Here is a 21,095-nt window from a genome sequence, read left to right on the forward strand (position 1 = left end):
GGCTCGGCGGGGGCGGGCTGCTCCGGCGCGGCGGGCGCGGCCGGAGCGGCCTCGGCGGGGCGCTCGGCGTCGTGGGCGGCTTCGGGCGCGGCTTCGGGTGCGGGTGCAGGCGCGGGCGCGGGCGCGGGCGCGGGTGCGGGGGCCCCGGCGGCGGGCTGCGGCTCGGCGGGTGGTTGGTCAGGCACGGTCGCCCCTCCTGCCGATGTGCACCGGTCCCCGGTAGGTGTTGTTCTCGTGCACCGAGAAGTCGCCCCCGACCCGGATGCCGGGCCCGGGATCCGCTGCGGCGTCGGCCCCGGCCCCGGGGCCGGCGTCCGGGCCGGCGTCCGGATCGGGCGGCGGTGCGGCGGCGGGGCCCGCCGGCTCCGGGCGCGGGCGTCCCGGCAGCAGGAACCAGGCCACCGTCTCGGTTTCCTTCACCCGGACCAGGCCGCGCGCGTACCGGTCCGGGTCGACGAACCGCCCACCGTGGCTGATCACTTCGTGGAACAGTCGGTCCGAGGCGACCACCACCAGGTCGGCCCGCTCGCGGTCGAGCAGTTCGCGGGCCGGCTGCGCGTCGGCCAGCCGGCAGGCCAGGTCCACGGCCGCGCCGCTGACCCCGGCCGGGTCGTGGGTGACCGGCCCGACGTGCATCCCGATCCGCAGGCCCAACGGCTCGCGCAGCGGCGCGTTGGCCAGCCGCAGCCCCTCGTGCACCTCGGTCAGCCAGAGACCGACCAGCCGCACGGGTGCCACCGTGCCGCGCACCACCGCCAGCACGCCGTCGCCGCGGTCCTCCCGGTGCAGCGCGGCGCCCGGCACCCCCGCGTCCTGGAACGCCCGGCCGAGCACGGCGTACAACTGCTCGCGCATCCGGGCCTTGCCCTTGTCGTCGTACCCGCTGGACCGCCGGACGTCCACGCTGATCACCAACTCGTAGACCGCGTCGGCTGCTTCCTGGTGCACGTACACCCCCTACCTGTGCTGCTCCCGCCGGCCGGCGGCTGTGCGGCCAGCATTGGCCCCCGCCGGTCCGGTTGTCTGTGACGATTTACATCCGGCCCCGGTCCGGGCGCCGCCGGCCGTCCTGCCCCTGGGCCAGCAGCGCGAGCAACTCGGCGTCGAGGATCTCGACCTGCCGGTTCCCGGTGCGCACCACCCGCTGTTCGCGCAGCAGTCGCAGCGCCTTGGCCACCGCCTCGCGGGTGGCCCCCACCGAGGCGGCCAGCTCGTCCTGCGCCAGTCGCACCACCGGCTGCCCCGCGACCGCGCTCAACTCGGCCAGCCGGCCCGCCAGTCGCTGGAGCACGGTGAGCGAGGCGAGGGCCGAGCGCTCGACGTCGGCGTCCCGCAGCCGACCGGTGAGCTGGGTGAGCACGTGCTGGGTGGCCTGCGGACTGCCGGCCAGGAACCGCCGGAACGCCTCGGCCTGGATCACCCGGACCCGCACCGGCCCCAACGCGTGCACCGTGGCGCTGCGCGGCCGCAGGTCCAGGGCGGCCAGTTCGCCCAGCAGTTCGCCGGGCCCGCGCAAGGCCAGAATCAGCCGGGTGGCCCCCCGGTCCACCGCGACCGAGACCACGGACCAGCCGCGCAGCACGACCAGCACGTGGGTGCTGCGGTCCCCCTGCGCCAACAGCTGCTGCTGCGGCTCGAATTCGCGCACTACGCCGAGCCCGTACAGGCGCTCCCGATCCGGCTCGCCCAACGCCTGCGCGAACGGCACCGCCCCGCCCAGCAGGCTCATTCCACCCCCTGGTGCTCACCGCTCAGGAACGGCCGAGTGCCGCTCCGATGCTGGCAGAGAGTAGTCCTGTTCCGGCCAGAAATGACCACGTTGGGCACAGCCGTTTCCGAGCTGTGAAACAGATGTGACGCACCATCAACTTCAGGTGAGGGTGCGACAGATGAGGCGAGCGTGGCCCCAGGAGCGGGCGCGGGGGAGTGCGCCCCGCACGCCGTCGCGCGCTGCTGGGCGCGGGGTGGTGCGCCCGGAGCGGTGACGCGCAGTGAACTGCGCGGGCCTGCGCCGCTACGCCTCGTCGCACTGCCGGGTGGCCTCCTCGATGCCGCGCAGCACGTCCTCCTGCTCGTTGCTGGCCCGGCGGCGCTCGGCCGCCTGGTCGCGCAGGTGGGCCATCCGCGACTCGTCGGCGAGCGCGTCGCTGTCCACCACGGTGATGAAGCCGTTGCCGACGTTCACGATGTGCTGGTCCATCCGGCCGGTGAGCAGGATGGCGACCAGCACCATGAGTTCGTCGCGGACCTCGTCGGTGTAGTACTGCTCGTCCTCCGGCGCGGGGACCTGCTCGGCGGCCCGGCCCGGGGCGGCGACCAGGCGGACGATCTCCTGCAGCATCTCGCCCAGCACCCGGTACGGTTCGGGGTCCATCCGCAGCCGCAGGGTCTCCAGGTACATCTGAGCCTTGTCGCCCGGGCTCGGCTCGGTCGCGTCGTCCATGAGGTCCATCCTGCCCAGCCGAGGGGCACGCCGTGCGTGAACGGCTGATCCCCCGGCAGGTTCGTCGGCTTTCCGCCAGCCTCACGCCGAGCGAGAGGTTCGGCGGGGACGGGACCGGGTCCGCGGCGCACGGCCGACGGCCCGGGGCCGGGGGCCCGGACCCGACGGTGCACGGCTGACGCGCGGGCCCGGCCGGCGGCCGCCTAGCGGAGCCGGGACCGCAGCGCCGAGATCCGGTCCACCGCCGAGGTGAACGAGGCGCGGTCCAACCGGCCGGATTCCAGGGCGTCCGAGAGCGCCGCCGTGGCGTCGGCGCCCTCGGTCGGGTCCATCGCGGAGCAGAGGATCAGGTCCATCCCGGCCTGCGCGGCGGCCACCGCCCGGTCGCCCGCGTCCCCGTAGGCCTTCAGCGCGCCCGCCTCCAGCGCGTCCGTGATGGTGACCCCGTGGAAGCCGAGCCGGTCCCGCAGCTCGCCGTTGACCACCGTGCCGGACAACCCGGCCGGCCGGTCGGGGTCGAGCGCCGGGTAGACCGCCCAGGAGACCATCACCAGGTCCACGTCGGCCGCCAACGCGGCCGAGTACGGCGCCTCGTCGACGTCGGCCAGCTCCGTCCGGCTCGCCGTCAGGGTGACCGGGGTGGTGTCGGTGTCCGCCTTGGCCGGCGCGCTGCCGAGTCCGGGGAAGTGCTTGGCGGTCCCCGCCACGCCGCTGGTGTGCTGCCCGGTGACGAAGGCCTGCCCGAGGGCGGCGACCAGCGCCGGGTCCTGGCCGAAGGACCGCTGCGGCTTGTCGATGAAGTTGCCCGGTTCCCGGTACACGTCCAGCACCGGGGCCAGGTTGACGTTGAGTCCGGCCGCGGCCAGGTTCGCCCCGGCCTCCTGCCCGGCCTGCTGCGCGGCCGCCACCGGATCGGGCTGCTGGCCGATGGCGCGGGCCGAGAGCTGCGGCGCCCCGGGCAGCCGCCGGACCAGCCCGCCCTCCTGGTCCGTCATCAGCAGCAGCGGCTGGTGCACCGGACTCTGCTGCTGCGCCTTGCGGAGCTCTTCGACGGCCTGCCGGAACCGCTCCGGATCGGCGGTGTTCGACCCGAAGAAGATCACCCCGGCGGCCCGCCCGGTGCGGATCGCGGTGAGCAGCGGCTCGGGCGGGGTGGTCCCCTTGTACGAGTAGACCACCCGCTGGCCGGCCAGCTGGTCGGCCGTCAGCTGCGGACCCTGCGGGTTGCCCGGGACGGGGGAGGCGTCGGCCGCGGGGTGCGTCCGCGGGGTCGGCCCGCAGGCGGCGAGCAGCAGGACCAGGGCGCTGAGCAGCAGCCTGTGGTGGCGGGTGGGCATGGGCCGGGGGCTCCTAGGGGCGGACAGGGCACCGTACTACGGACGAGGATCGCCCACCAGGGGCGGCCGCGCGACCGCGACCGGCCCGCTGCGCCATTCTGGGTCACCCGCCCGGCCGCCGGTGACCATTCGCGCAACCCGGCGCGGCGCGCGGCGTGGCGTGCGGCGCGGCCGCCGCCGGACGCCCCCTCAGGTCGGCTGCGCCGCCAGCACCTCGACCAGGGCCGCCAGCGCCGCCGGGTAGGCGTGGTCGGGCGGCGCCGCGTACCCCACCACCAGCCCGTCCCCGGCCGGCCAGGACGCCTGCGGGTGCCGGTAGGCCGCCAGCTCGTCCAGCCCGATCCCGGCCGCCCGGGCGACCGCCACGGCGTCCGCCGCGGTCCCGGCCGGCAGCTGCAGCACCGCGTGCAGTCCGGCCGCCACCCCGGTCACCGTGACGTGCGGCGCCCGCTCGGCGAGCAGCTCCACCAGCTGGTCCCGCCGGCGCCGGTAGCGCTGGCGCATCCGGCGGATGTGCCGGTCGTACCCGCCCGAGTCGAGGAAGTCGGCCAGCGCCAGCTGGTCCAGCGCGCCGGCGTAGGCCTCCCAGCGGCCCTTGGCCGCCAGCACCGGGTCCACCAGCTCCTCGGGCAGCACCAGCCAGCCCAGCCGGACGGCGGGGGACAGGCTCTTGCTCACCGAGCCCAGGTACACCACCCGGTCCGGATCCAGTCCCTGCAGCGCGCCCACCGGCTGGCGGTCGTGCCGGAACTCCCCGTCGTAGTCGTCCTCCAGGATCACGCCGCCGGTCCGCCGGGCCCAGTCCACCGCCGCGGCCCGCCGCTCGGGGTGCAGTGCGCCGCCGGTCGGGAACTGGTGGGCGGGGGTGAGCAGCACGGCCCGGGCGCGCGGCAGCCCGGACAGCTCGGCGGTGCGGGCGCCGTGCTCGTCCACCCCGATCGGGTCGGTCCGCACGCCCGTCCGGCCCAGCAGCTCGCGGTGGAACGGCAGCCCGTAGCCCTCGACCGCGAGCCGGCCGCGCAGCACGCCCTCGCCGTAGAGCAGGCGCAGCGCGGGACCGACGCCGGAGCAGACCAGGATCCGCTCCGGGTCGGTGCGCACCCCGCGGGCCCGGGCCAGGTAGTCGGCCAGGGCCCGGCGCAGCTCCTCCCGCCCGCGCGGATCGCCGGGCCCGAAGGCCGCGTTGGGGGCGGCGGTGACCGAGCGGCGGACCGCGGCCACCCAGTCGGCGCGCGGGAAGGAGGCGGCGTCCGGCCGGCCCGGGCGCAGGTTGTGGAGCGGGGTCACCGGCAGCGCGCGGGGCGCCCGGGGCTGCGGACCGCGGCGGGCGCGGGCCCGTTCCGCCACCTGGGTGCCGGCGCCCTGGCGGGCGGTCAGCCAGCCCTCGGCGACCAGCTCGGCGTAGGCGTCGGCGACCGTGTTGCGGGCCAGCCCGAGATCGGCGGCCAGCGAGCGGTACGGGGGCAGCCGGGTGCCCGGGGCCAGCCGGCCCTCGCGCACCGCCTCGCGCAGCGCACGGGTCAGTGCGGCCCGGCGGCCGCCGGGCGCGGAGAGGTCGAGCCGCAGGTCGAGATGGAGGTCACGACCGACCCGCTGGGCCGAATTGACCCATGATTCTGCCATGGAAATGCACCCTACCCGTGGTCGGTCCGAGGGATAGATTGATCACATGACGACGCCTCAGCCGACCGAGCACGCCGCCCACCCGACCCGGATCAACCTCGCCCGTACCGCCCCCAAGGTGTTCAAGGCCGTGCTCGGTCTGGACGCCGCCGCCCGGGAGGGGATCGACCCGACCCTGGTCGAGCTGGTGCAGATCCGCTCCTCCCAGCTGAACGGCTGCGCCTACTGCCTGCACATGCACACCGCCGACGCCCGCAAGGCCGGCGAGAGCGACGAGCGGCTGGCCCTGGTGGCGCTCTGGCGCGAGGCGCCGAACTTCTTCGACGCGCGGGAGCGGGCGGCCCTCGCGCTCACCGAGGCGGTCACCCTGGTGGCCACCGGCGGCGTGCCGCAGGACGTCTACGAGCAGGCGGCCGCGCACTTCCCGGAGCCGGAGCTGGCCCAGCTGATCGCGGTGATCCTCACCATCAACACCTGGAACCGGATCGCGATCACCTCGGCCAAGCTCCCGGGCACCGACGAGCGCGTGCAGCACTGAGAGCCCGCGGTCGGCGAGCTGCGGTGCCGGTGGCCGGCGGTGACGGCCCGTCAGGCCGCCGACCGGGGCTCCGGCAGCGGGACGGAGTGCAGGCACTGGTGCTGGTGGCCGGCGTCGGCGTCGAGCAGCGCAGCCACCCCGTCCGCGTCGATGGTGACCCGGAACTCCCCGGTCTCGTCGGTGTAGACCGGCCGGCCGGCGGCCGTCTGCGGCGTCCAGCGCACGATCACCACCGTGGTGGGCCGGTGGCTGCCGACCTGGCCGGGCAGCGAGACGGCGTAACGGCGTGCGGCATCCACGATGGGACCTCCTCGGGATCGGGACGGGGCCCGGGGGAAACCCCGCCCCGGGCCGGCCCCTTGGCTCTGCCCGCCCCGGCGCCGTTCAACCCCTCCCGGGCATGAGCATGGCGCCACGGCGCGTGAGCCGCGCCACATCCGGCCGCTGCGGGTACGGACAGACCGTCACACCCGTCCCGCAGGCCACCTGAGGCTTCGTCAGGCGGTCACCGGGCGCCGTGGCCCGCGGCGGTGATCCGCCGTTGGTCGGCCGCGCTGACCCGCCGTCAGCCCGCGAGGGCGTAGACCGTGGTGGCCCGGGCCGCCGGCTCCTCCTCGCCCTCGGCGGTCAGGGTGATCTCGGCGAAGGCGAGCCGCCGGCCCAGCTTGGTCACCCGGGCAGTCACCAGTACGTCCTGCCCGACCACCGCGCGCTGGAAGCTGGACGACTGCTGGACCGTGGTCATCGGCGCGAAGCCGCCCAACGCGCTGGACAGGGCCACCACGGTGGCGGTGTCCGCCGCCGCCATCATGGCCTGGCCGCTCAGCCCGCCGCCCTCCCGGGCGAGCCGGTCCGACCAGGGCAGGCGCAGCACCGCGTGCCGGTCCCCGGTCTCCACGACGGTCAGGCCCAGGTCGAGCACCCAGGGGGCGAAGTTGTCGGCGAGGATCTTGTCCGCCTCGGCGGTGGTGATCGGCATACCCGTCATTGTGCGGCGGGTGCTCGCCGTGTTCTACCCCTTGAGCCGTGAGACAACTCGTCAGTAACCTCTGGGCTCACAGTCGGGAGGTGGAGCGGATGCGCAGAGCCGTGTTGATCGCCGCGTCGGTGGTGCTGCTGGTCGAGGCGGTGGTGGTCGGGCTGGTCGGGCTGGTGCTCGGGTTCGCCGCCAGTAGGCAGCACATGACCATGGGCGGGATCCCCAGCTCCCGCATCGCGCTGGTCTCGTGGGCCGGGCAGGGAAGCCTGGCGGTCTTCCTGCTGGTGTGCGCCGTGGTGGTGGCCGTTGCCGCCGGCCGCGGCCGGGCGGGGCTGTTCGTCCGGGTCCTGCTGGTGCTCTGCGCGGTGCTCAACGGGGTGCTGACAGCGCTGATGCTCGCCCTGTCCGGGTGGCCGGCGTTCGGCCTGCTGGTGGTGGCACTGGGGGTGCTGGTCCTGGCCGTGCTGCTGGTGTACGAGAAGCCTGCGGTGGAGCCGGTGACGGTGGGTCCGGCGGAGGTGGACCCGGCGGGGGTGGACCCGGCGACGGCCGGGGCGGCCGAGGAACTGCCGCCCACCGAGGAGGTGCCGCCCCCGGCCGGGGCGTCCGCCGGATAGCGGGTCGGCGCTCGCGGGGCAGCGGGCCCAGGGGCGGCGAAACGGCTTGCCCAGGGGCGTCGCCGCCCGCGATGATCATCCGTATGAGTACTGTCATACGCCCCGTCACCGCCGAGGACTGGCCCAAGGTCAAGGAGCTGCGGCTGGCCGCGCTGCAGGACCCGGTGGCGGCCATCGCCTTCCTGGACACCTACGAGCAGGCCGCCGCCCGGCCCGACGAGTTCTGGCAGCAGCGCGCGGCCGGCACCGGGGGCGGGCTGACCAGCCGCCAGTTCATCGCGGAGCAGGCCGACGGCTGGTGGATCGGCTCGGTCAGCGTCCTGATCGAGCAGACCGGCAGCGGCGACGTCTTCGGCGGCGCGGTGGAGCAGGACCAGGCGCACCTGGTCGGCGTCTTCGTCCGCCCCGAGGGGCGCGGCACCGGGGTGGCGCGCGAGCTGTTCGAGGCCGCGACCGCTTTCGCCCGCGGGTTCGGCGAGCCGCCGATCTCCCGGGTCCGGCTCTTCGTGCACCAGGACAACCAGCGGGCCGAGGCGTTCTACCGCAAGCTCGGCTTCGTCCGCACCGGCCACACCGTCCCGGTGCCCGGCGACGCCGCGAAGGTGGAGAACGAGCTCGTCCTGCCCTGACCCGCTCCGTCAGCCGTCGGCGCCGTCCGTCCCCGCGAACGTGCGGTGCAGGTGGGTGGCGACGGCGGTGGGCGTGGTGGTCGGGAGGCGCGCGGCCAGGTAGCCGTCCGGGCGGACCAGGAACGCCTCGCCGTCGTGCGGCCCGTACGTCGTGCGGAACGCGTTGTCCGGGTCGGTGACGCAGGGCAGTTGCAGGTCGGCCGGGCGGGCCGCCGCCTCCGGCGCGAGCACGGCGTAGACGTCCAGCAGGTCGTGGGCCGCCGTGCGGGCCGCCGACGCCGCTCCGCGCAGGGCGGCGGCCGGGGCGGTCGGACCCGCGTACAGCAGCAGGGTGTGACGGGGACTGCGGAGCAGCTCGAACAGGCGGGTGGGGAAGCCGGCGAGCGGACGCCGCAGGCCCGCGCAGTCCGGGGCGCGGTCGCCGGCCGCCGGTCCGGCGCCGTTCAGGCCGTCCGGGCCGGTCAGCGGGCCGCCGCGGTAGCCGACCAGCAGCTGGGCCTCCCGGAGCAGCATCGTGGTCGGGTCGTCCGGGTCGCTGTCCAGACCGGCGCGGGCGTGCCGGACGGTGCGGCCGACCACCTCCTCGCCGACCGGGCGGCGTTCCGCGTGGTAGCTGTCGAGCAGTCCGTCGGCGGCGAGGCCGCGCACCGCCAGCGCCAGTTTCCACGCCAGGTTGTAGGCGTCCTGGACGCCGGTGTTCATGCCCTGCGCGCCGGTGGGCGGGTGGATGTGGGCGGCGTCGCCGGCCAGGAAGACCCGGCCCGCGCGGTACCGGTCGGCCAGCCGGTGGCTGATCCGGAAGACCGAGGACCAGCGCAGGTCGGCGGCCGTGGTCGGACGCGGGGAGAGCCGGTCGAGCACCGCCTGGATGTCGCCCAGCCCGGGGCCGCGGCCACCTGCCAGCCCGTGGGCGACCTCGTCGCGCTCGGCGCTCGCCCCCGTGGCGGGTGCGGTGCCCGGCTCGGGCGGGACCAGCATCGACATCCGGTAGCGGCCCCGGCCCGGCAGCGGGACGCAGACCAGCACGTCGTCGGTGCCGCCCGCCCCGTCGCGGTGCTCGGCGCGGATCGCGTAGCCCGCGGGCAGGTCCCAGTCGACCACCACGTCGCCGAGCATGTACTGCTCCGGGAAGGCGTCGCCGGTGAACCCGATCCCGGCGGCGCGGCGCACCCGGCTGTGCGCGCCGTCGCAGCCCACCACGTACCGGGCGGACAGCTCGGCCGGCCCGTCCGGAGTGGCGAGCGAGACGCGCACGTGTCCGTCGAGCTGCTCCAGCTCCAGCAGTTCGGTCCCGCGCTCGACGGTGGTGCCGAACCCCGCCAGGTGCGCGCCCAGCAGGCGTTCGGTGGTGTACTGCGGCAGCGCGGCGAAGCCGTACGGTGCGTGCGGCGGGAGCCCGAGCTCCAGCTGCGGCCCGGGAGCGCCGTTCACGAAGGTCAGTTGGCCCAGCAGGGGCAGGGCCGCGTCGAGCGCCTCGCGGACCAGGCCCATGGACTCCCAGACCTCCAGGGTCCGCGGCTGGACGCCGACCGCCTTCGCGTACGGCTGCACGGCCGGCAGCCGGTCGATGATCCGGCAGTCGACGCCGTGCCGGCGCAGCTCCGCGGCCGCCGTCAGGCCGACCGGGCCGGCTCCCACCACCAGGACATCCACTGCGTCCTCGCGTGCATCGCTCGCGCCCATGACCGCTCCTCGATTCCGGTGCCCGGCCCCGCCCCTCCCTTCCAGGCTGGGCCGATCCTGCCCGGGGCGGCCACTCGGGAGCCGGAGGCGGTCGGTTCGGGGGCGCCCCGGTCAGCGCGCCGCGTCGGAGCGGGCCCGGTCGGCGTCGAACCGGGCCCGGTTGGCGTCGATCACCCGGTGGTTGCCGGCGGCCCACTCGGCCAGCGCCCCCACCAGCGGGATCAGCGTCCGGCCGAGTTCGGTGAGCTCGTACTCGACCCGGGGCGGCACCTCGGCGTACGCGGTCCGGGTCGCCAGCCCGTCCCGCTCCAGGTGGCGCAGGGTGAGCGTGAGCATCCGCTGCGAGATGCCCGCCACCTGCTGCTGCAGCTCACCGAAGCGCAGCGGCCCGTGCCGCAGGGTGCCGATCACCAGCAGGCTCCACTTGTCGCCCACCCGGTCCAGCAGCTCCCGGACCGCCCTGGTCTCGTCCGCACTGCCGCACTCGTCGCCCATCAGTCACCTCGGTGTTCGTCAGGCACACCCGTGTGCCTTTTGCAGCGCCTGCATCAGTCACCCATCATGCAGTAACTCACCAAAGGTAACCATCGACCTCGGAGCCCCCGTTGAACATCGTGCTGTGGATCGTCGCCGGCCTGCTCGCCGCGCTCTACCTCGCCGCCGGACTGACCAAGGCGCTCCAGCCGGCCGAGAAGCTGCGCGCCCAGCCGCGGATGGCGTGGGTGGCCGACTACTCGGACGGCGCGCTGCGCGGCATCGGCGCGGTCGAGATACTCGGGGCGCTCGGCCTGGTGCTGCCGCAGGCCACCGGGATCGCGGAGGTCCTCACCCCGCTGGCCGCCACCGGTCTGGCGATCGTCATGGTCGTCGCCGCCCGGGTCCACCAGCGGCGCGGCGAGAGCGCGTCCCTGCCGATGAACGCCCTGCTGTTCGTGCTCGCCGCCGTGGTCGCGGTCGGCCGCTTCGCGGGCTGAGCCGGTCGGCCGCGCCCCCGGGTGTTCGGCGGACGCCCGGCTCCGGCGGCAACTCGTCATTCCCCGGCGGGAATTGTGGACGGTCGGCGGGCCTCGCAGGATGGGGGTCGTACCGAACCGACCACTCCTGGGAGCACCGGATGTCCGTCAGCACCGAACAGCAACTCGCCGACCGCTACGCGGCGGTGTGGACCGAGCCGGACCCGGTCCGGCGCCGCGAGGCGATCGAGCGGCTCTGGTCCGAGGACGCCGAGCACCTGCTCCAGCCGCCCGTCGAGATCCGCGAGGCGGCCGCCCGGGTCGGCTTCGACCGGAGTGTCCTCACCGCGCGGGGGCACGACGAACTGGCGGTCCGGGTCGGCCGTGCCCACCAGGAGTTCGTCGCCCCGGGCGAGTTCACCTTCCGGGCCCGCCAGGACGCCGTCCGGCTGCGCGACGTCGTCAAGTTCGGCTGGGAGATGGTCTCCGCGGTCGGGGACGACGTGGTGGGCGGAGGCGTCGAGTTCGTGGTGCTGGGCGAGGACGGGCGGATCACCCTCGACTACCAGTTCCCCGGTCTCTGAGCAGCGCGTCCGCCGTCGCCGCGTCGGCGGGCAGGAAGGCCTCCAACTTCAGCTCGGCGAGTGTGACGTCGACGGCGGTGGCGAAGGTCGTCACCGTCGTCATCAGGTGCAGCTCGCCGAGCGAGCTGCGCAGGTGCACCGGCACGGCGAAGCCGAGGTGCTGCTCGGAGGGCTCCAGTGCGGGCACGTAGCCGCACAACTCCTCGTGCAGCTCGCCGAGATGGGTGGTCCGCTGCAGGATGTGCCGGGCCCAGGCGGCGAAGTTGAGGATGCGCGGCGCGAGGCCGTCCGGATGCAGGGCGAGCCGGTAGGCGTTGGTCCCGGGGCCGACCAGCCGCGGGTCGGCGCCCTCGGTGACCAGGTCCAGCGCCTCGTTGGCCGCGATCACGTTCCCGCTGCGGTCCACCACCAGGGCGGGGTAGGGGAGGTGGCCGGCCAGGATGTGGTCGATCGCCGTCCGGACCGGCGCCAGTTCGGGCGCGTCCAGCGGCGTCTCCGGGTACACGGGGGCGTAGCCGGCCGCCAGCAGCAGCTCGTTGCGGTCCCGCAGCGGGAGGTCGAGCGACTCGGCGAGCCGGACCACCACGCCCCGCCCGGGGACGGACCGGCCGGATTCGAGGAAGCTCAGGTGGCGCTGGGTCGTGCCGGCGCGGGTGGCGAGGTCGAGCTGGCTGAGGCGGCGGCTCGACCGGTGCCGGCGCAGGGTCTGGGAGAAGTCCACGGCACCAGTTCTAATCCCCGTGCCGCCGCAGCGGCCATTCCCCCGGGGGAATTGAGCGCAGTTGCCGCGGCGCGCAGGATCGGGGCCATGGACATCGGTGTCTTCCTTCCGACCGGCCAGGCCCAGTGGACGCCCGCCGGCGACCCCCGGGACCTGATCGGATTCGCGCGTCGGGCGGAGCAGTCGGGCTTCGCCTCCCTGTTCGTCAACGACTCCCTGCTCAGCCCGAGGATCGAGCCGCTCACCATGCTGGCGGCCGTCGCCGCGGTGACCGACCGGATCGGACTGGGCACCGGAGCGCTGCTCCCCGTCCTGCGCCGCCCGGTACTGGTCGCCCAGACGCTCGCCTCGGTGGACCTGCTCTCCGGCGGCCGACTGACGGTCGCGGTCGGCGCGGGCTTCCCCGGCCGCTTCGGCCGCCCGCTGCACGCGTGGTCCCAAGTGCCGTGGGAGCGACGGTTCGCACGGCTGGACGAGACGGTCGGCCTGTGGCGGGCGCTGTGGACCGGGGCGAGCTCCTTCCACGGCGAGTTCCACTCCTTCGACGCCCTCCCGCCCGCCACCGCGCCGTTCCGCCCCGGCGGCCCGCCGATCTGGCTCGGCGGTGCGACCCCGGCCGCGCTGGCCCGCACCGGCCGGCACTACGACGGGTGGCTGCCCTACCCGCCCGACCCCGCCGACTACGCCGCCGGTCTGAGCGCCGTCCGGACCGCCGCGACCGAGGCCGACCGCGACCCGGACGCGGTCACGCCCGCCCTGTTCGTCAATGTGCGGATCGACCGCAGCCGGGCCGCCGCCCGCGAGGTGATGGACGCGTACGCGCGGGCCAACTACGGCCTCCCGCTGGACGAGGTGCAGCAGATCCAGGCCTTCGCCCTGGGGACCCCGGCGGAGGTCGCGGCCACCCTGCAGAGCTACGCGGCGGCGGGGGCCCGGCACGTCGTGGCCCGGCTGGGCGCGCTCGACCTGCCCGCGCAGCGCGAGCAGTTGGAGCGCCTGGCGGGGCTGGGCGCGGGGGTCGGGGTGTGACGGCGGGCCCCGCCACGGGGGTCGGGGTGTGACGGCGGGCCCCGCCACGGGGCGGGCGCACACCGGCGGGCGACCCGGTGGCCGGGGCTCGCGCCCGCGCTCCGGTTCGGCCGCTGCCGCTCCCGACGCTTCGTTCCCGACGCTGTGGAACGGCCGCGGACCGGAGAGCGTCCAAGCAGCGCCCCGCGCGGGCACCCTTCCGGACCGGGGGTGCCCGAGTGCCGAACCCGGTCCGCCCCCGGAGGAGTGTGCCGTGATCGGTTTCGACGCCGTGTCCCCCCGCCCCGGCCCGCCCGATCCGGGCATGCGCGCCCGGATCGGCCTGCCGGCCGCCGAGGCACTGGACCAACTCCGCGACGGATACTGGCTGTTGTCCCTGGAGGACGAGTCCCTGGCACGGTCGACCGCCGGCGGTCTCGGGCGGTCGGTCGGTGCGGCCGGCGAGCAGGAGCTGCTGCCGGTCATCGAACGCCTGGAGCGCCTGCGCGAGGCCCTCGCCCACCTGGCCATCGCCATCGCCCGCACCCACGGCCAGTTGGCCTGGTTCCTCGCCCAGGGCAGCACCGTGCTGGCCCCCGTCCTGCGCTGGCGGGCCCTGACCGCCGACCCGCGCCAGGCCTTCGGCACCCTGGTCCCCACCCTTGCCGAACTCACCGACGCCGAGGACGCCGTCCGCCACCTGCAGCTCACCCTCACCCGGCTGACCACAGCGGCAGACGGCCCCGGCACCCCCCAGTTGGGCCGCCCGGACCCGGTCGGCTGAGCGGGCGGCCGATCCGCCGCCGGCGGGCCCGGGCCCTCACTCGAAGCGCGTCGGGTCCCCGGCCCCGTGGCGGACGATCTCGGCGGTGCCGCTGGAGAAGTCGACGACCGTGGTGGGCTCCGTGCCGCAGTCGCCCGAGTCCACCACGGCGTCCAGCGCGTGGTCGAGCCGCTCCTTGATCTCCCACCCCTGGGTCATCGGCTCGTCCTCGCCGGGGAGCAGCAGGGTGCTGGAGAGCAGCGGCTCGCCGAGCGCGGCGAGCAGGGCCCGGGTGACGGCGTGGTCGGGGATCCGGACGCCGACCGTCTTCTTCTTCGGGTGCATCAGGCGGCGCGGGACTTCTTTGGTGGCGGGGAGGATGAAGGTGTAGCTTCCCGGCGTCGCGGCCTTGACGGCGCGGAAGACGTTGTTGTCGAGCTGGACGAACTGCCCCAGCTGCGCGAAGTCCTCGCACATCAGGGTGAAGTGGTGGCGCTCGTCGAGCTGGCGGATCGTCCTGATCCGGTCCAGCCCCTCGTGGTTGTCCAACCGGCAGCCCAGGGCGAAACAGGAGTCGGTCGGGTACGCGATCAGGGCCCCGGAACGGAGGCTGTCGGCCACGGTGCTGATGGTGCGCGGCTGGGGGGACGCTGGGTGCACATCGAAGTACTTCGCCATTGGCCGACCCTACGGGATCCCGGCAGCCGACGCGCGGAGCCGCGACAAGCCCGACCGCAATCGCCGCGAAACGGTCACGCCGGTGCGGAAAACGGCAGATGTCGGACCTGTCCCGACTCCGACAGGATATTGACTGTGGTTCAGTTCATCTGCTGTGACCTCGGCATGCGCAGTGGGTCAGGCGACTGTGAAGATCGCGTGATAGTCAGTTCCGGACCGTCGGGCGGAACTACCCTGTGAGCCGCTGCTCACGAGGGGGACGGGGTGGAGTTACTCGGGGTCGACGATCCGCGACGGATCGGGCCTTATGCGTTGATGGGTCGGCTGGGGGCCGGCGGCATGGGGGCGGTGTACCTGGGCCGGTCGGCCGGTGGGCGCACCGTCGCGGTCAAGGTGGTGCGGCCCGGGTTGTCGCAGGACCCCGGCTTCCGCGACCGGTTCCGCCGCGAGGTGCAGGCCGCGCGGCGGGTGTCCGGTGCGTTCACGGCTCCGGTGGTCGACGCCGACCCGGACGCCGAGACGCCGTGGATGGCGACCGCGTTCGTCGTCGGCACCTCGCTGCACCAGGCGGTGCAGCGGCACGGCCCGCTGCCCGAGGGGACGGCGCGGACCCTGGCCGCCGGGCTGGCCGAGGCACTGGTCGAGGTGCACGTCGCCGGCCTGGTCCACCGCGACCTGAAGCCGGCCAATGTGCTCCTCGCCCTGGACGGCCCGCACGTCATCGACTTCGGGATCTCGCAGGCGGCCGATGCCACGGCGCTGACCGCGGGCGGCGCCGTGATCGGCTCGGCCCCGTACATGTCGCCCGAGCAGGCGCTCGGTCGGGAACTCACCGCGGCCAGCGACGTGTTCTCGCTCGGCGCCACCCTGGCCTTCGCGATCCTGGGCCGCCACCTGTTCGGTGACGGAGCGTCGGCCGCGGTGCTGTTCCGGGTGGTGAACACCGCCCCGGACCTGGAGGCGATACCGCGGAGCCTGCGCGAGCTGGTCGCCTCGTGCCTGGCCAAGGAGGCGGAGCAGCGCCCGACGCCGCGTCAGGTGATCGACTTCGTGGCCCGGGACGGCCGCCCCGGCCCGTCGGCGAACTGGCTGCCCCCGGCGGTGGCCGGTGACGTGGCGGCGCTGCGGTCGGTCCTGACCTCGCTGCCCGTGCCGTCCCCCCGCGACGGACTGACCCTCCCGCAGCCCGCCGCGGCGACCCCGGAGTCCGCCGCGGCGACCGCAGGGTCCGCCACGGACGCCCGGCCCGCCCCGCGCGCCCGGATGCCGCGTCGGCGCACGGTGCTGTTCGGCCTCGGCGGCGTCCTGCTGGCTTCGGCCGGGGCCGGGACCGCCGTCACCCTGGCGAGCGACCGCAGCGCGGCGCACCCGGACAGCGGCCGGAGCGGGGCCGGGACCGGCCCGGGTGCGGCGGCGACCACCCGCCCGACCTGGTCGGACGTCCGCGAGGGCGTGCTGTCCTGGAAGGTGAGCCCGAGCCAGGCGCAGGGCGACGGGCCGCGCCAGGTGCTCGCCGCCGGCGGCCTGGTGCTGGTCGTCTCGTTCCAGCACGTCCGGGCCCTGGACGCGCAGGGGAGCACCAAGTGGACGGTGCGGGCCGCCGACCACGGCGTGGGGTTCACGTCCGGCGACGGGCCGCAACAGCTCGCCGCGGTCGACAACGGCGTGCTCTACGTGGGTGCCACCGTCTGGCCGCCGGTCGGGATCAACGCGCCGAGCCCGGCACCGGGCATGCAGACCGGCGGACTGGTCCTGCTCGCCGTCGACCTGGCCGACGGCACCGTGCGCTGGACCGCCGTCTGCGACCAGCAGCACCTGCTGGGTGCGTTCCGTCTGGCCGGCGTGCTCGGCAACCGGGTCCACCTGATCGGGCTCGGCGACGGGCAGGTGCACGCCGGGGCGGTCCCGACCGGTGGCAGTACCGACGTCTGGGCAGTCGACCTGACGTCGCACCAGGGTGTCTGGTTCTACGGCGAGTCCGAGACGCTGGTCTTCGACGCGCTGCAGCGGGGCGGGGACCACGCGGTCTTCGCCAGCCCCGGCCGGTCCGTGGCCCTGGACGCGAACGGCAAGGTCGCCTGGACGAAGAACGGCGGCCCGGGCGCGGTCGCCGCCATCGGCAGGTACGTCCTGCTCACCGACCAGAACGGCGCGCCCGCCGGGGTCGACCCGGCGACCGGCAGCCAGGTCTGGTCGGCACCGGGCCCGGTGCTGTCGTCCGTCTACAACGAGGCGGTCGCGGTCAGCCCGGACGGCAGCACCTGCTACGCGCTGTGGACGGACCGGGACAAGGGGCACTCGCTCGCCGCGGTCGACAGCGCGACCGGCCACGACCGGTGGCGCACGCCCCTGCCCGCCGCCGCACCGGACGCCAAGAACACCTCCGGGGCCCGCCTGCTCCACGCCGACGGGAACCTGTACTGGATGGCCGACGACGCGGTGGTGTGGGCCCTCGATCCGGCAGCCGGCAAGCCCCGCTGGCGGTTCTCCGGCTTCAAGGGCACCGACCCGCGCGGCCTCGGATGGTCGGCCGGCGACGGCCGGCTCTGCCTCGTCGACCCCAACGGCGCGACGGTCGCCGTGCTGCCTTCCAACGGAGTGTGATGTGAAACCGCTTGAGCCGGGAGACCCGGTGCGGCTCGGCCCCTACACGCTGCAGGGCCGACTGGGCGAGGGCGGCATGGGGTCGGTGTACCTCGGTCGCTCGCCCGGCGGGCGCACCGTCGCCGTGAAGCTGGTCCGGCCCGATCTGGCCGGTGACAGCGGATTCCGGGCGCGGTTCCGGGCCGAGGTGGCGGCTGCGCGTGCGGCGTCCTCGGTGTTCACCGCGCCCGTGGTGGACGCCGACCCGGACGGGCCGGTGCCGTGGCTGGCCACCGCCTTCGTCCCGGGCATCTCGCTCCAGCAGGCGCTGGACCGGTCGGGGCCGCTGCCCGAGGCGACGCTGCGGGCCCTGACCGCCGGGGTCGCCGAGGAGCTGAAGAACATCCACGCGGCCCGGCTGACCCACCGTGACCTGAAGCCCAGCAACGTGCTGCTCGCGCTGGACGGTCCGCACGTCATCGACTTCGGGATCGCCCGGGCCGCCGACGGAACCGCGCTCACCACGGCCGGGGTGATCCTCGGCACGCCCGCGTTCATGTCGCCCGAACAGGCCCTCGACGAGGAGGTCGGGCCGCCCGCCGACGTCTTCGCGCTGGGCGCCACCGTGGCCTGTGCCGCGACCGGTGCGAGCCCGTTCAGCGGCGGCACGCCCCTGGAGATCATGCAGCGGGTGGTGGAGGCCGAGCCCGAGCTGGACGGCGTGCCGGCCGGCCTGCGGCTGCTGGTGACGGCCTGCCTGGCGAAGCGGCCGCAGGACCGGCCGACGCCGGCCGAGGTCGTCGCGGCCGTCGAGCGCTCCGGCAGCTCCACCGCCTACGGCAACTGGCTGCCGCCGGACCTGATCGCCGCCGTCGAGGAGGCCGCCACGGCGATCGGCCCGCTGCCGCTGCCCAGCCCCGACCTGATGATCTCCTCGACCGGGCTCACCGAGCCGCTCGCCGCGGCCGGCGACCCGTCGGCCGGCCCGGGCGGCGCGGCCGGACCGGGCTCGGCGACCGGCCCGACGGTGGACCTCGGCCCGACAGTGGACCTCGGCCAAGCGCCGGGCGGGCCTGGCGCGCCGCTGAGCAGGCGGCGGCTGCTGCTCGGCGTCGGCGGCGGGCTGGTGCTGGCCGGGGCCGCGGGCTCGGCGGCCGCGCTGCTGCTGCGCCGCGGACCGGCGCGCGCCGGCACCGCTTCCGCCGCCCCGGCCGCCACCGACCCGAACCGGTCACTCGACGTCAAGGCCACCGCCACCCCGGTCTGGACCGTTCCCAGCGACCCGCCGGCCCAGATCCTGACCACGAAGGACAAGGTCATCACGGTCGGGGCGAAGCAGATCCGGGCCTACGACCGGTCGGGCAACCCCGTCTGGGGGCCGGTCGACAACACCGTCTACGACGCGAAGATGGGGACCGGCGGCCTGCCGGCGCTGATCGCCGGTGACCTGCTGTTCGCGGCAAGCCACCTGACCGACCACGCGCTCAGCGCCATCGCCCTGGACACCGGCAGGACGGCGTGGACGGTCGGCAAGCCCGGCCGGACCGTCATGGTGTCCTGGCTCCCGGGAGCCCTCGACGGCATCGTCTACGTCACCGGCAACATCGCCGCTGCGATACCGACCACCGGCTCCGCGCAGTACACCCCGCCGTCCGACTTCCTCTGGGCGGTGGACCCGGCGACCCGTCAGATCCGCTGGGAGACCTCGTTCGGTTCCCAGTCCTGGCTCACCCGGCGGATCCTGGTGCCCTCCTCCGGCACCCGGCTGCTCCTGGCCAGCTCCGACGTCGACCGCACCGCGCCCAAGCTGACCGACATCGACACCACCGCGGGCGGCAAGAACAACTGGTCGCAGAACGCCCCGGGCGCCTCCTCCCTCACCGACATGTCCCCCTTCCTCGTCCCCTTCGACGACGGACCGCACTGCTCGGCCAACAACCTCTTCCTCTACCTCTCGGACCACCTCTACGCGGTGGACTCGACGACCGGGAACCTGGTCTGGCACACGACTGCACCGACCATGTTCACCTCCGTGGTCGCCGCCCCGGACGGCGCGACCGCCTATGCGGCCGGTTCGGACGGCAAGGGCAACACCCAGGTCTACGCCGTCAACACCGGCAACGGCGAGATCCGCTGGGCCGGTTCGGTCCCGGTGCCGCTGCTCGCACCGATCGCTGCCCTGCAGTACGCGGACAACACCCTCTACCTGTGGGTGAACGGCAAGCTGTGGGCACTCGACCCCGCCACCGGGAACGGCCGCTGGACCTACGACTTCGGCGGCTCCGACCAGTACACGGCCGCCATGCCGCTCGCTGCCGGCGGCGGCCGGATCTACGCGATGGGTGCCAACGGCCTGGTGGCGCTGAACGCGACCGGAAAGGCGGGCTGACGGCCCCGCGGGCTCGCTTGGGCGGGGTGGCGGCGGGGCAGGGGGTGGGTGTGACGGTGGATCAAGACGAGGTGGACCGGATCTTCCGGCCCGAGACGTACGCGGCGGGTGTGCCGTACGAGCTGTTCCGTGCGTTGCGGGCGGAGCGGGCGGTGTGGTGGGTGCGGGAGCCGGCGGTGGGGGCGTGGGCGGCGGGGCCGGGGTACTGGGCGGTGGTGCGGCATGCGGAGGTGAAGCACGTGCTGCGCACGCCGGAGGTGTTCTCCTCCCACCTGGGGGCGACGCAGATCCGGGATCCCGACTCCGCCGCCGACCTGGAGTTCGCGCGGACCATGATGCTCAATCAGGATCCGCCGGAGCATGCCCGGTTGCGGCGGATCATGGCGGCGGCGTTCACGCCGCGGGCGCTGCGGGAGCTGTCGGCGGCGATCGAGGCGTGTGCGCGGGAGCTGGTGGACTCGGCGCGGGACGTCGGGCAGGCCGACTTCGTGCGGCTGGCGGCCGACCTGCCGGTGCGGGTGCTGGCCCGGGTGCTCGGGGTGCCGGAGCAGGACCGGCAGTTGCTGGTGGACTGGTCGAACCGGGTGATCGGCTACCAGGACGCGGACTTGGCCGACTCCGACACCGTGGACCCGGCCCGCCTCACGGAGTTGGGCCGCGCCGCCCTCGCGGTCCGCCCCACCACCCGCACCACCCCGGACGGGCGGCCGATCAACCCCCGGTCCCGCGCCGCCCTGGCCGACATGTTCGCCTACGCGCACGGCCTGGCCGTCGGTCCACGGCCCGGCAGCCTGATGGCGCGGATGCGCGAGGGAGGGCTGAGCACCGAGGAGTTCGAGACCGCCTTCTTCCTCTTCGCGGTGGCCGGCAACGAGACCGTTCGCAACGGGCTTCCCGGCGGCCTGCACACCTTGCTGCGGCATCCTGATCAGCACCGACTCCTGCTTCGGCAGCCGGAGTTGCTGGACTCTGCGGTGGAGGAGATGCTGCGGTACTGGCCACCGGTGATCGAGTTCCGCCGCACCGCCACCCGGGACGTGGAGCTGGGCGCGGTGCAGATCCGCCGCGGTCAGAAGGTGGTGGTCTACCACGCCTCCGCCAACCGGGACGAGGCCGTCTTCGCCGACCCGGACCGGTTCGACCTCACCCGCACCCCCAACGACCACGTCAGCTTCGGGTTCGGCCCGCACTTCTGCCTCGGCGCCCAACTGGCCCGGATGCAGTACAAGGCGATGACGGGGGCGGTGCTGGAGCTTCCCGGCCTGGCCCTGGCCTCGGCGGCACCGCCGGCCAGGTTGGTGTCCAACTTCCAGAACGGGCTGAAGGAGCTGCCGGTGCGATGGCGAACGGGCTCCTGAGCAGCGGGCACCGGTCGCAGGACCGGGGTGCCGCCGTCGGTGAGGAGGGCATCGAACCCGTCGACCTGCCACGAGCAGTGGCTGCTCCTCCTGCTGAGCTACTCGCCGAGGGCGGCGGCTCAGCCTGGAGCGGCGGAGGGCCGGGTCGGTACCGGATTTCTGCTGGCTGTCGGCCACCGTCCGGGGGCGGGACGGATGACGAGCCGTCG

Annotated in this window: 22 protein-coding genes and 1 tRNA gene; 10 read left to right on the forward strand and 13 right to left on the reverse strand. The window is 75.0% G+C overall.

Annotated elements, in window-relative coordinates:
• The 6 genes from ACFW1A_RS11445 to ACFW1A_RS11470 all read right to left on the reverse strand — a co-directional run.
• Positions 1 to 185, reverse strand: a 185-nt coding sequence (locus ACFW1A_RS11445) for a hypothetical protein (protein WP_380407566.1), incomplete at its 3' end; no start/stop codon positions are given.
• Positions 178 to 948, reverse strand: a complete 771-nt coding sequence (locus ACFW1A_RS11450) for a hypothetical protein (RefSeq protein WP_380407568.1) — start codon at positions 946 to 948, stop codon at positions 178 to 180. The genes ACFW1A_RS11450 and ACFW1A_RS11445, both read right to left, overlap by 8 nt.
• Before the next feature lie 85 nt (positions 949 to 1,033).
• Positions 1,034 to 1,729, reverse strand: coding sequence for a Crp/Fnr family transcriptional regulator (locus ACFW1A_RS11455; protein WP_380407570.1), 696 nt, complete (start codon positions 1,727 to 1,729; stop codon positions 1,034 to 1,036).
• Between the two features lie 285 nt (positions 1,730 to 2,014).
• On the reverse strand, positions 2,015 to 2,443 hold the full coding sequence (locus ACFW1A_RS11460; protein WP_380407572.1) for a hypothetical protein: 429 nt from the start codon (positions 2,441 to 2,443) through the stop codon (positions 2,015 to 2,017).
• Between the two features lie 203 nt (positions 2,444 to 2,646).
• Positions 2,647 to 3,780 (reverse strand): glycoside hydrolase family 3 N-terminal domain-containing protein, encoded by a 1,134-nt coding sequence (locus ACFW1A_RS11465; protein WP_380407574.1) that lies wholly within the window; start codon positions 3,778 to 3,780, stop codon positions 2,647 to 2,649.
• Between the two features lie 189 nt (positions 3,781 to 3,969).
• A complete protein-coding gene (locus tag ACFW1A_RS11470) occupies positions 3,970 to 5,403 on the reverse strand; it encodes a PLP-dependent aminotransferase family protein (protein ID WP_380407576.1) in 1,434 nt (477 codons plus the stop codon).
• Between the two features lie 46 nt (positions 5,404 to 5,449).
• Between ACFW1A_RS11470 and ACFW1A_RS11475 the strand changes: the two genes are divergently transcribed.
• Complete coding sequence (locus ACFW1A_RS11475) at positions 5,450 to 5,941, forward strand: carboxymuconolactone decarboxylase family protein (RefSeq protein ID WP_380407578.1); 492 nt, start codon at positions 5,450 to 5,452, stop codon at positions 5,939 to 5,941.
• Positions 5,942 to 5,991: 50 nt separating this feature from the next.
• On the opposite strand, the gene ACFW1A_RS11480 is transcribed toward ACFW1A_RS11475, so the two are convergent.
• Together ACFW1A_RS11480 and ACFW1A_RS11485 are read right to left on the reverse strand one after the other, a co-directional pair.
• Positions 5,992 to 6,240, reverse strand: a complete 249-nt coding sequence (locus tag ACFW1A_RS11480) for a DUF6296 family protein (RefSeq protein ID WP_380407580.1) — start codon at positions 6,238 to 6,240, stop codon at positions 5,992 to 5,994.
• 266 nt (positions 6,241 to 6,506) lie between these two features.
• A complete protein-coding gene (locus ACFW1A_RS11485) occupies positions 6,507 to 6,920 on the reverse strand; it encodes a PaaI family thioesterase (protein WP_380407582.1) in 414 nt (137 codons plus the stop codon).
• 98 nt (positions 6,921 to 7,018) lie between these two features.
• Between ACFW1A_RS11485 and ACFW1A_RS11490 the strand changes: the two genes are divergently transcribed.
• Positions 7,019 to 7,537: a hypothetical protein gene (locus ACFW1A_RS11490; protein WP_380407584.1), complete on the forward strand. Its 519-nt coding sequence runs from the start codon at positions 7,019 to 7,021 to the stop codon at positions 7,535 to 7,537.
• 83 nt (positions 7,538 to 7,620) lie between these two features.
• On the forward strand, positions 7,621 to 8,166 hold the full coding sequence (locus ACFW1A_RS11495) for a GNAT family N-acetyltransferase (protein WP_380407586.1): 546 nt from the start codon (positions 7,621 to 7,623) through the stop codon (positions 8,164 to 8,166).
• A 9-nt stretch (positions 8,167 to 8,175) separates the two neighbouring features.
• Here ACFW1A_RS11495 and ACFW1A_RS11500 read toward each other — a convergent pair whose 3' ends face one another.
• Positions 8,176 to 9,849, reverse strand: a complete 1,674-nt coding sequence (locus ACFW1A_RS11500) for an FAD-dependent monooxygenase (RefSeq protein ID WP_380407588.1) — start codon at positions 9,847 to 9,849, stop codon at positions 8,176 to 8,178.
• Between the two features lie 111 nt (positions 9,850 to 9,960).
• A complete protein-coding gene (locus ACFW1A_RS11505; RefSeq protein WP_380407590.1) occupies positions 9,961 to 10,344 on the reverse strand; it encodes a winged helix-turn-helix transcriptional regulator in 384 nt (127 codons plus the stop codon).
• A gap of 119 nt (positions 10,345 to 10,463) precedes the next feature.
• On the opposite strand from ACFW1A_RS11505, the gene ACFW1A_RS11510 reads away from it, so the two are divergent.
• Together ACFW1A_RS11510 and ACFW1A_RS11515 are read left to right on the forward strand one after the other, a co-directional pair.
• Complete coding sequence (locus ACFW1A_RS11510; RefSeq protein ID WP_380407622.1) at positions 10,464 to 10,823, forward strand: DoxX family protein; 360 nt, start codon at positions 10,464 to 10,466, stop codon at positions 10,821 to 10,823.
• Positions 10,824 to 10,963: 140 nt separating this feature from the next.
• On the forward strand, positions 10,964 to 11,386 hold the full coding sequence (locus ACFW1A_RS11515) for a hypothetical protein (RefSeq protein ID WP_380407592.1): 423 nt from the start codon (positions 10,964 to 10,966) through the stop codon (positions 11,384 to 11,386).
• Here the strand turns inward: ACFW1A_RS11515 and ACFW1A_RS11520 are convergent.
• Positions 11,355 to 12,107, reverse strand: coding sequence for a helix-turn-helix domain-containing protein (locus ACFW1A_RS11520; RefSeq protein WP_380407594.1), 753 nt, complete (start codon positions 12,105 to 12,107; stop codon positions 11,355 to 11,357). The two genes, ACFW1A_RS11515 and ACFW1A_RS11520, sit on opposite strands and share 32 nt — an antisense overlap.
• Positions 12,108 to 12,194: 87 nt before the next feature.
• Between ACFW1A_RS11520 and ACFW1A_RS11525 the strand changes: the two genes are divergently transcribed.
• Both ACFW1A_RS11525 and ACFW1A_RS11530 read left to right on the forward strand, forming a co-directional pair.
• The gene (locus ACFW1A_RS11525) at positions 12,195 to 13,136 is read left to right on the forward strand and encodes an LLM class flavin-dependent oxidoreductase (RefSeq protein ID WP_380407596.1); all 942 of its coding nucleotides are present in this window, start codon (positions 12,195 to 12,197) and stop codon (positions 13,134 to 13,136) included.
• Positions 13,137 to 13,389: 253 nt separating this feature from the next.
• Complete coding sequence (locus tag ACFW1A_RS11530; protein WP_380407598.1) at positions 13,390 to 13,899, forward strand: hypothetical protein; 510 nt, start codon at positions 13,390 to 13,392, stop codon at positions 13,897 to 13,899.
• A 36-nt stretch (positions 13,900 to 13,935) separates the two neighbouring features.
• Here ACFW1A_RS11530 and ACFW1A_RS11535 read toward each other — a convergent pair whose 3' ends face one another.
• Entirely contained in the window at positions 13,936 to 14,556 is a 621-nt protein-coding gene (locus tag ACFW1A_RS11535) for an L-threonylcarbamoyladenylate synthase (RefSeq protein WP_380407600.1), read from the reverse strand.
• Positions 14,557 to 14,871: 315 nt separating this feature from the next.
• Between ACFW1A_RS11535 and ACFW1A_RS11540 the strand changes: the two genes are divergently transcribed.
• Genes ACFW1A_RS11540 through ACFW1A_RS11550 form a run of 3 tightly spaced genes read left to right on the forward strand, consistent with a single transcriptional unit; the run spans position 14,872 to position 20,886 of the window.
• A complete protein-coding gene (locus ACFW1A_RS11540; RefSeq protein ID WP_380407602.1) occupies positions 14,872 to 17,160 on the forward strand; it encodes a protein kinase in 2,289 nt (762 codons plus the stop codon).
• Between the two features lies 1 nt (position 17,161).
• Entirely contained in the window at positions 17,162 to 19,528 is a 2,367-nt protein-coding gene (locus ACFW1A_RS11545; protein ID WP_380407605.1) for a protein kinase, read from the forward strand.
• 50 nt (positions 19,529 to 19,578) lie between these two features.
• Positions 19,579 to 20,886 (forward strand): cytochrome P450, encoded by a 1,308-nt coding sequence (locus ACFW1A_RS11550; RefSeq protein ID WP_380407607.1) that lies wholly within the window; start codon positions 19,579 to 19,581, stop codon positions 20,884 to 20,886.
• Between the two features lie 35 nt (positions 20,887 to 20,921).
• Here ACFW1A_RS11550 and ACFW1A_RS11555 read toward each other — a convergent pair.
• A tRNA-OTHER gene (locus tag ACFW1A_RS11555) sits at positions 20,922 to 20,995 on the reverse strand.
• Positions 20,996 to 21,095: the final 100 nt, after the last annotated feature.

The organism is Kitasatospora sp. NPDC058965 (assembly GCF_042741245.1).
Classification (GTDB): Bacteria; Actinomycetota; Actinomycetes; order Streptomycetales; family Streptomycetaceae; genus Kitasatospora.

What these genes read in the sequence shown, in the direction of transcription:
- ACFW1A_RS11485 (WP_380407582.1), bottom strand. Translation starts at nt 6,920, where the DNA reads ATGCCGATCACCACCGCCGAGGCGGACAAGATCCTCGCCGACAACTTC.
- ACFW1A_RS11535 (WP_380407600.1), bottom strand. Translation starts at nt 14,556, where the DNA reads ATGGCGAAGTACTTCGATGTGCACCCAGCGTCCCCCCAGCCGCGCACC.
- ACFW1A_RS11505 (WP_380407590.1), bottom strand. Translation starts at nt 10,344, where the DNA reads ATGGGCGACGAGTGCGGCAGTGCGGACGAGACCAGGGCGGTCCGGGAG.
- ACFW1A_RS11540 (WP_380407602.1), top strand. Translation starts at nt 14,872, where the DNA reads ATGGGTCGGCTGGGGGCCGGCGGCATGGGGGCGGTGTACCTGGGCCGG.
- ACFW1A_RS11495 (WP_380407586.1), top strand. Translation starts at nt 7,621, where the DNA reads ATGAGTACTGTCATACGCCCCGTCACCGCCGAGGACTGGCCCAAGGTC.
- ACFW1A_RS11475 (WP_380407578.1), top strand. Translation starts at nt 5,450, where the DNA reads ATGACGACGCCTCAGCCGACCGAGCACGCCGCCCACCCGACCCGGATC.
- ACFW1A_RS11470 (WP_380407576.1), bottom strand. Translation starts at nt 5,403, where the DNA reads ATGGCAGAATCATGGGTCAATTCGGCCCAGCGGGTCGGTCGTGACCTC.
- ACFW1A_RS11525 (WP_380407596.1), top strand. Translation starts at nt 12,195, where the DNA reads ATGGACATCGGTGTCTTCCTTCCGACCGGCCAGGCCCAGTGGACGCCC.
- ACFW1A_RS11455 (WP_380407570.1), bottom strand. Translation starts at nt 1,729, where the DNA reads ATGAGCCTGCTGGGCGGGGCGGTGCCGTTCGCGCAGGCGTTGGGCGAG.
- ACFW1A_RS11515 (WP_380407592.1), top strand. Translation starts at nt 10,964, where the DNA reads ATGTCCGTCAGCACCGAACAGCAACTCGCCGACCGCTACGCGGCGGTG.
- ACFW1A_RS11460 (WP_380407572.1), bottom strand. Translation starts at nt 2,443, where the DNA reads ATGGACGACGCGACCGAGCCGAGCCCGGGCGACAAGGCTCAGATGTAC.
- ACFW1A_RS11465 (WP_380407574.1), bottom strand. Translation starts at nt 3,780, where the DNA reads ATGCCCACCCGCCACCACAGGCTGCTGCTCAGCGCCCTGGTCCTGCTG.
- ACFW1A_RS11490 (WP_380407584.1), top strand. Translation starts at nt 7,019, where the DNA reads ATGCGCAGAGCCGTGTTGATCGCCGCGTCGGTGGTGCTGCTGGTCGAG.
- ACFW1A_RS11500 (WP_380407588.1), bottom strand. Translation starts at nt 9,849, where the DNA reads ATGGGCGCGAGCGATGCACGCGAGGACGCAGTGGATGTCCTGGTGGTG.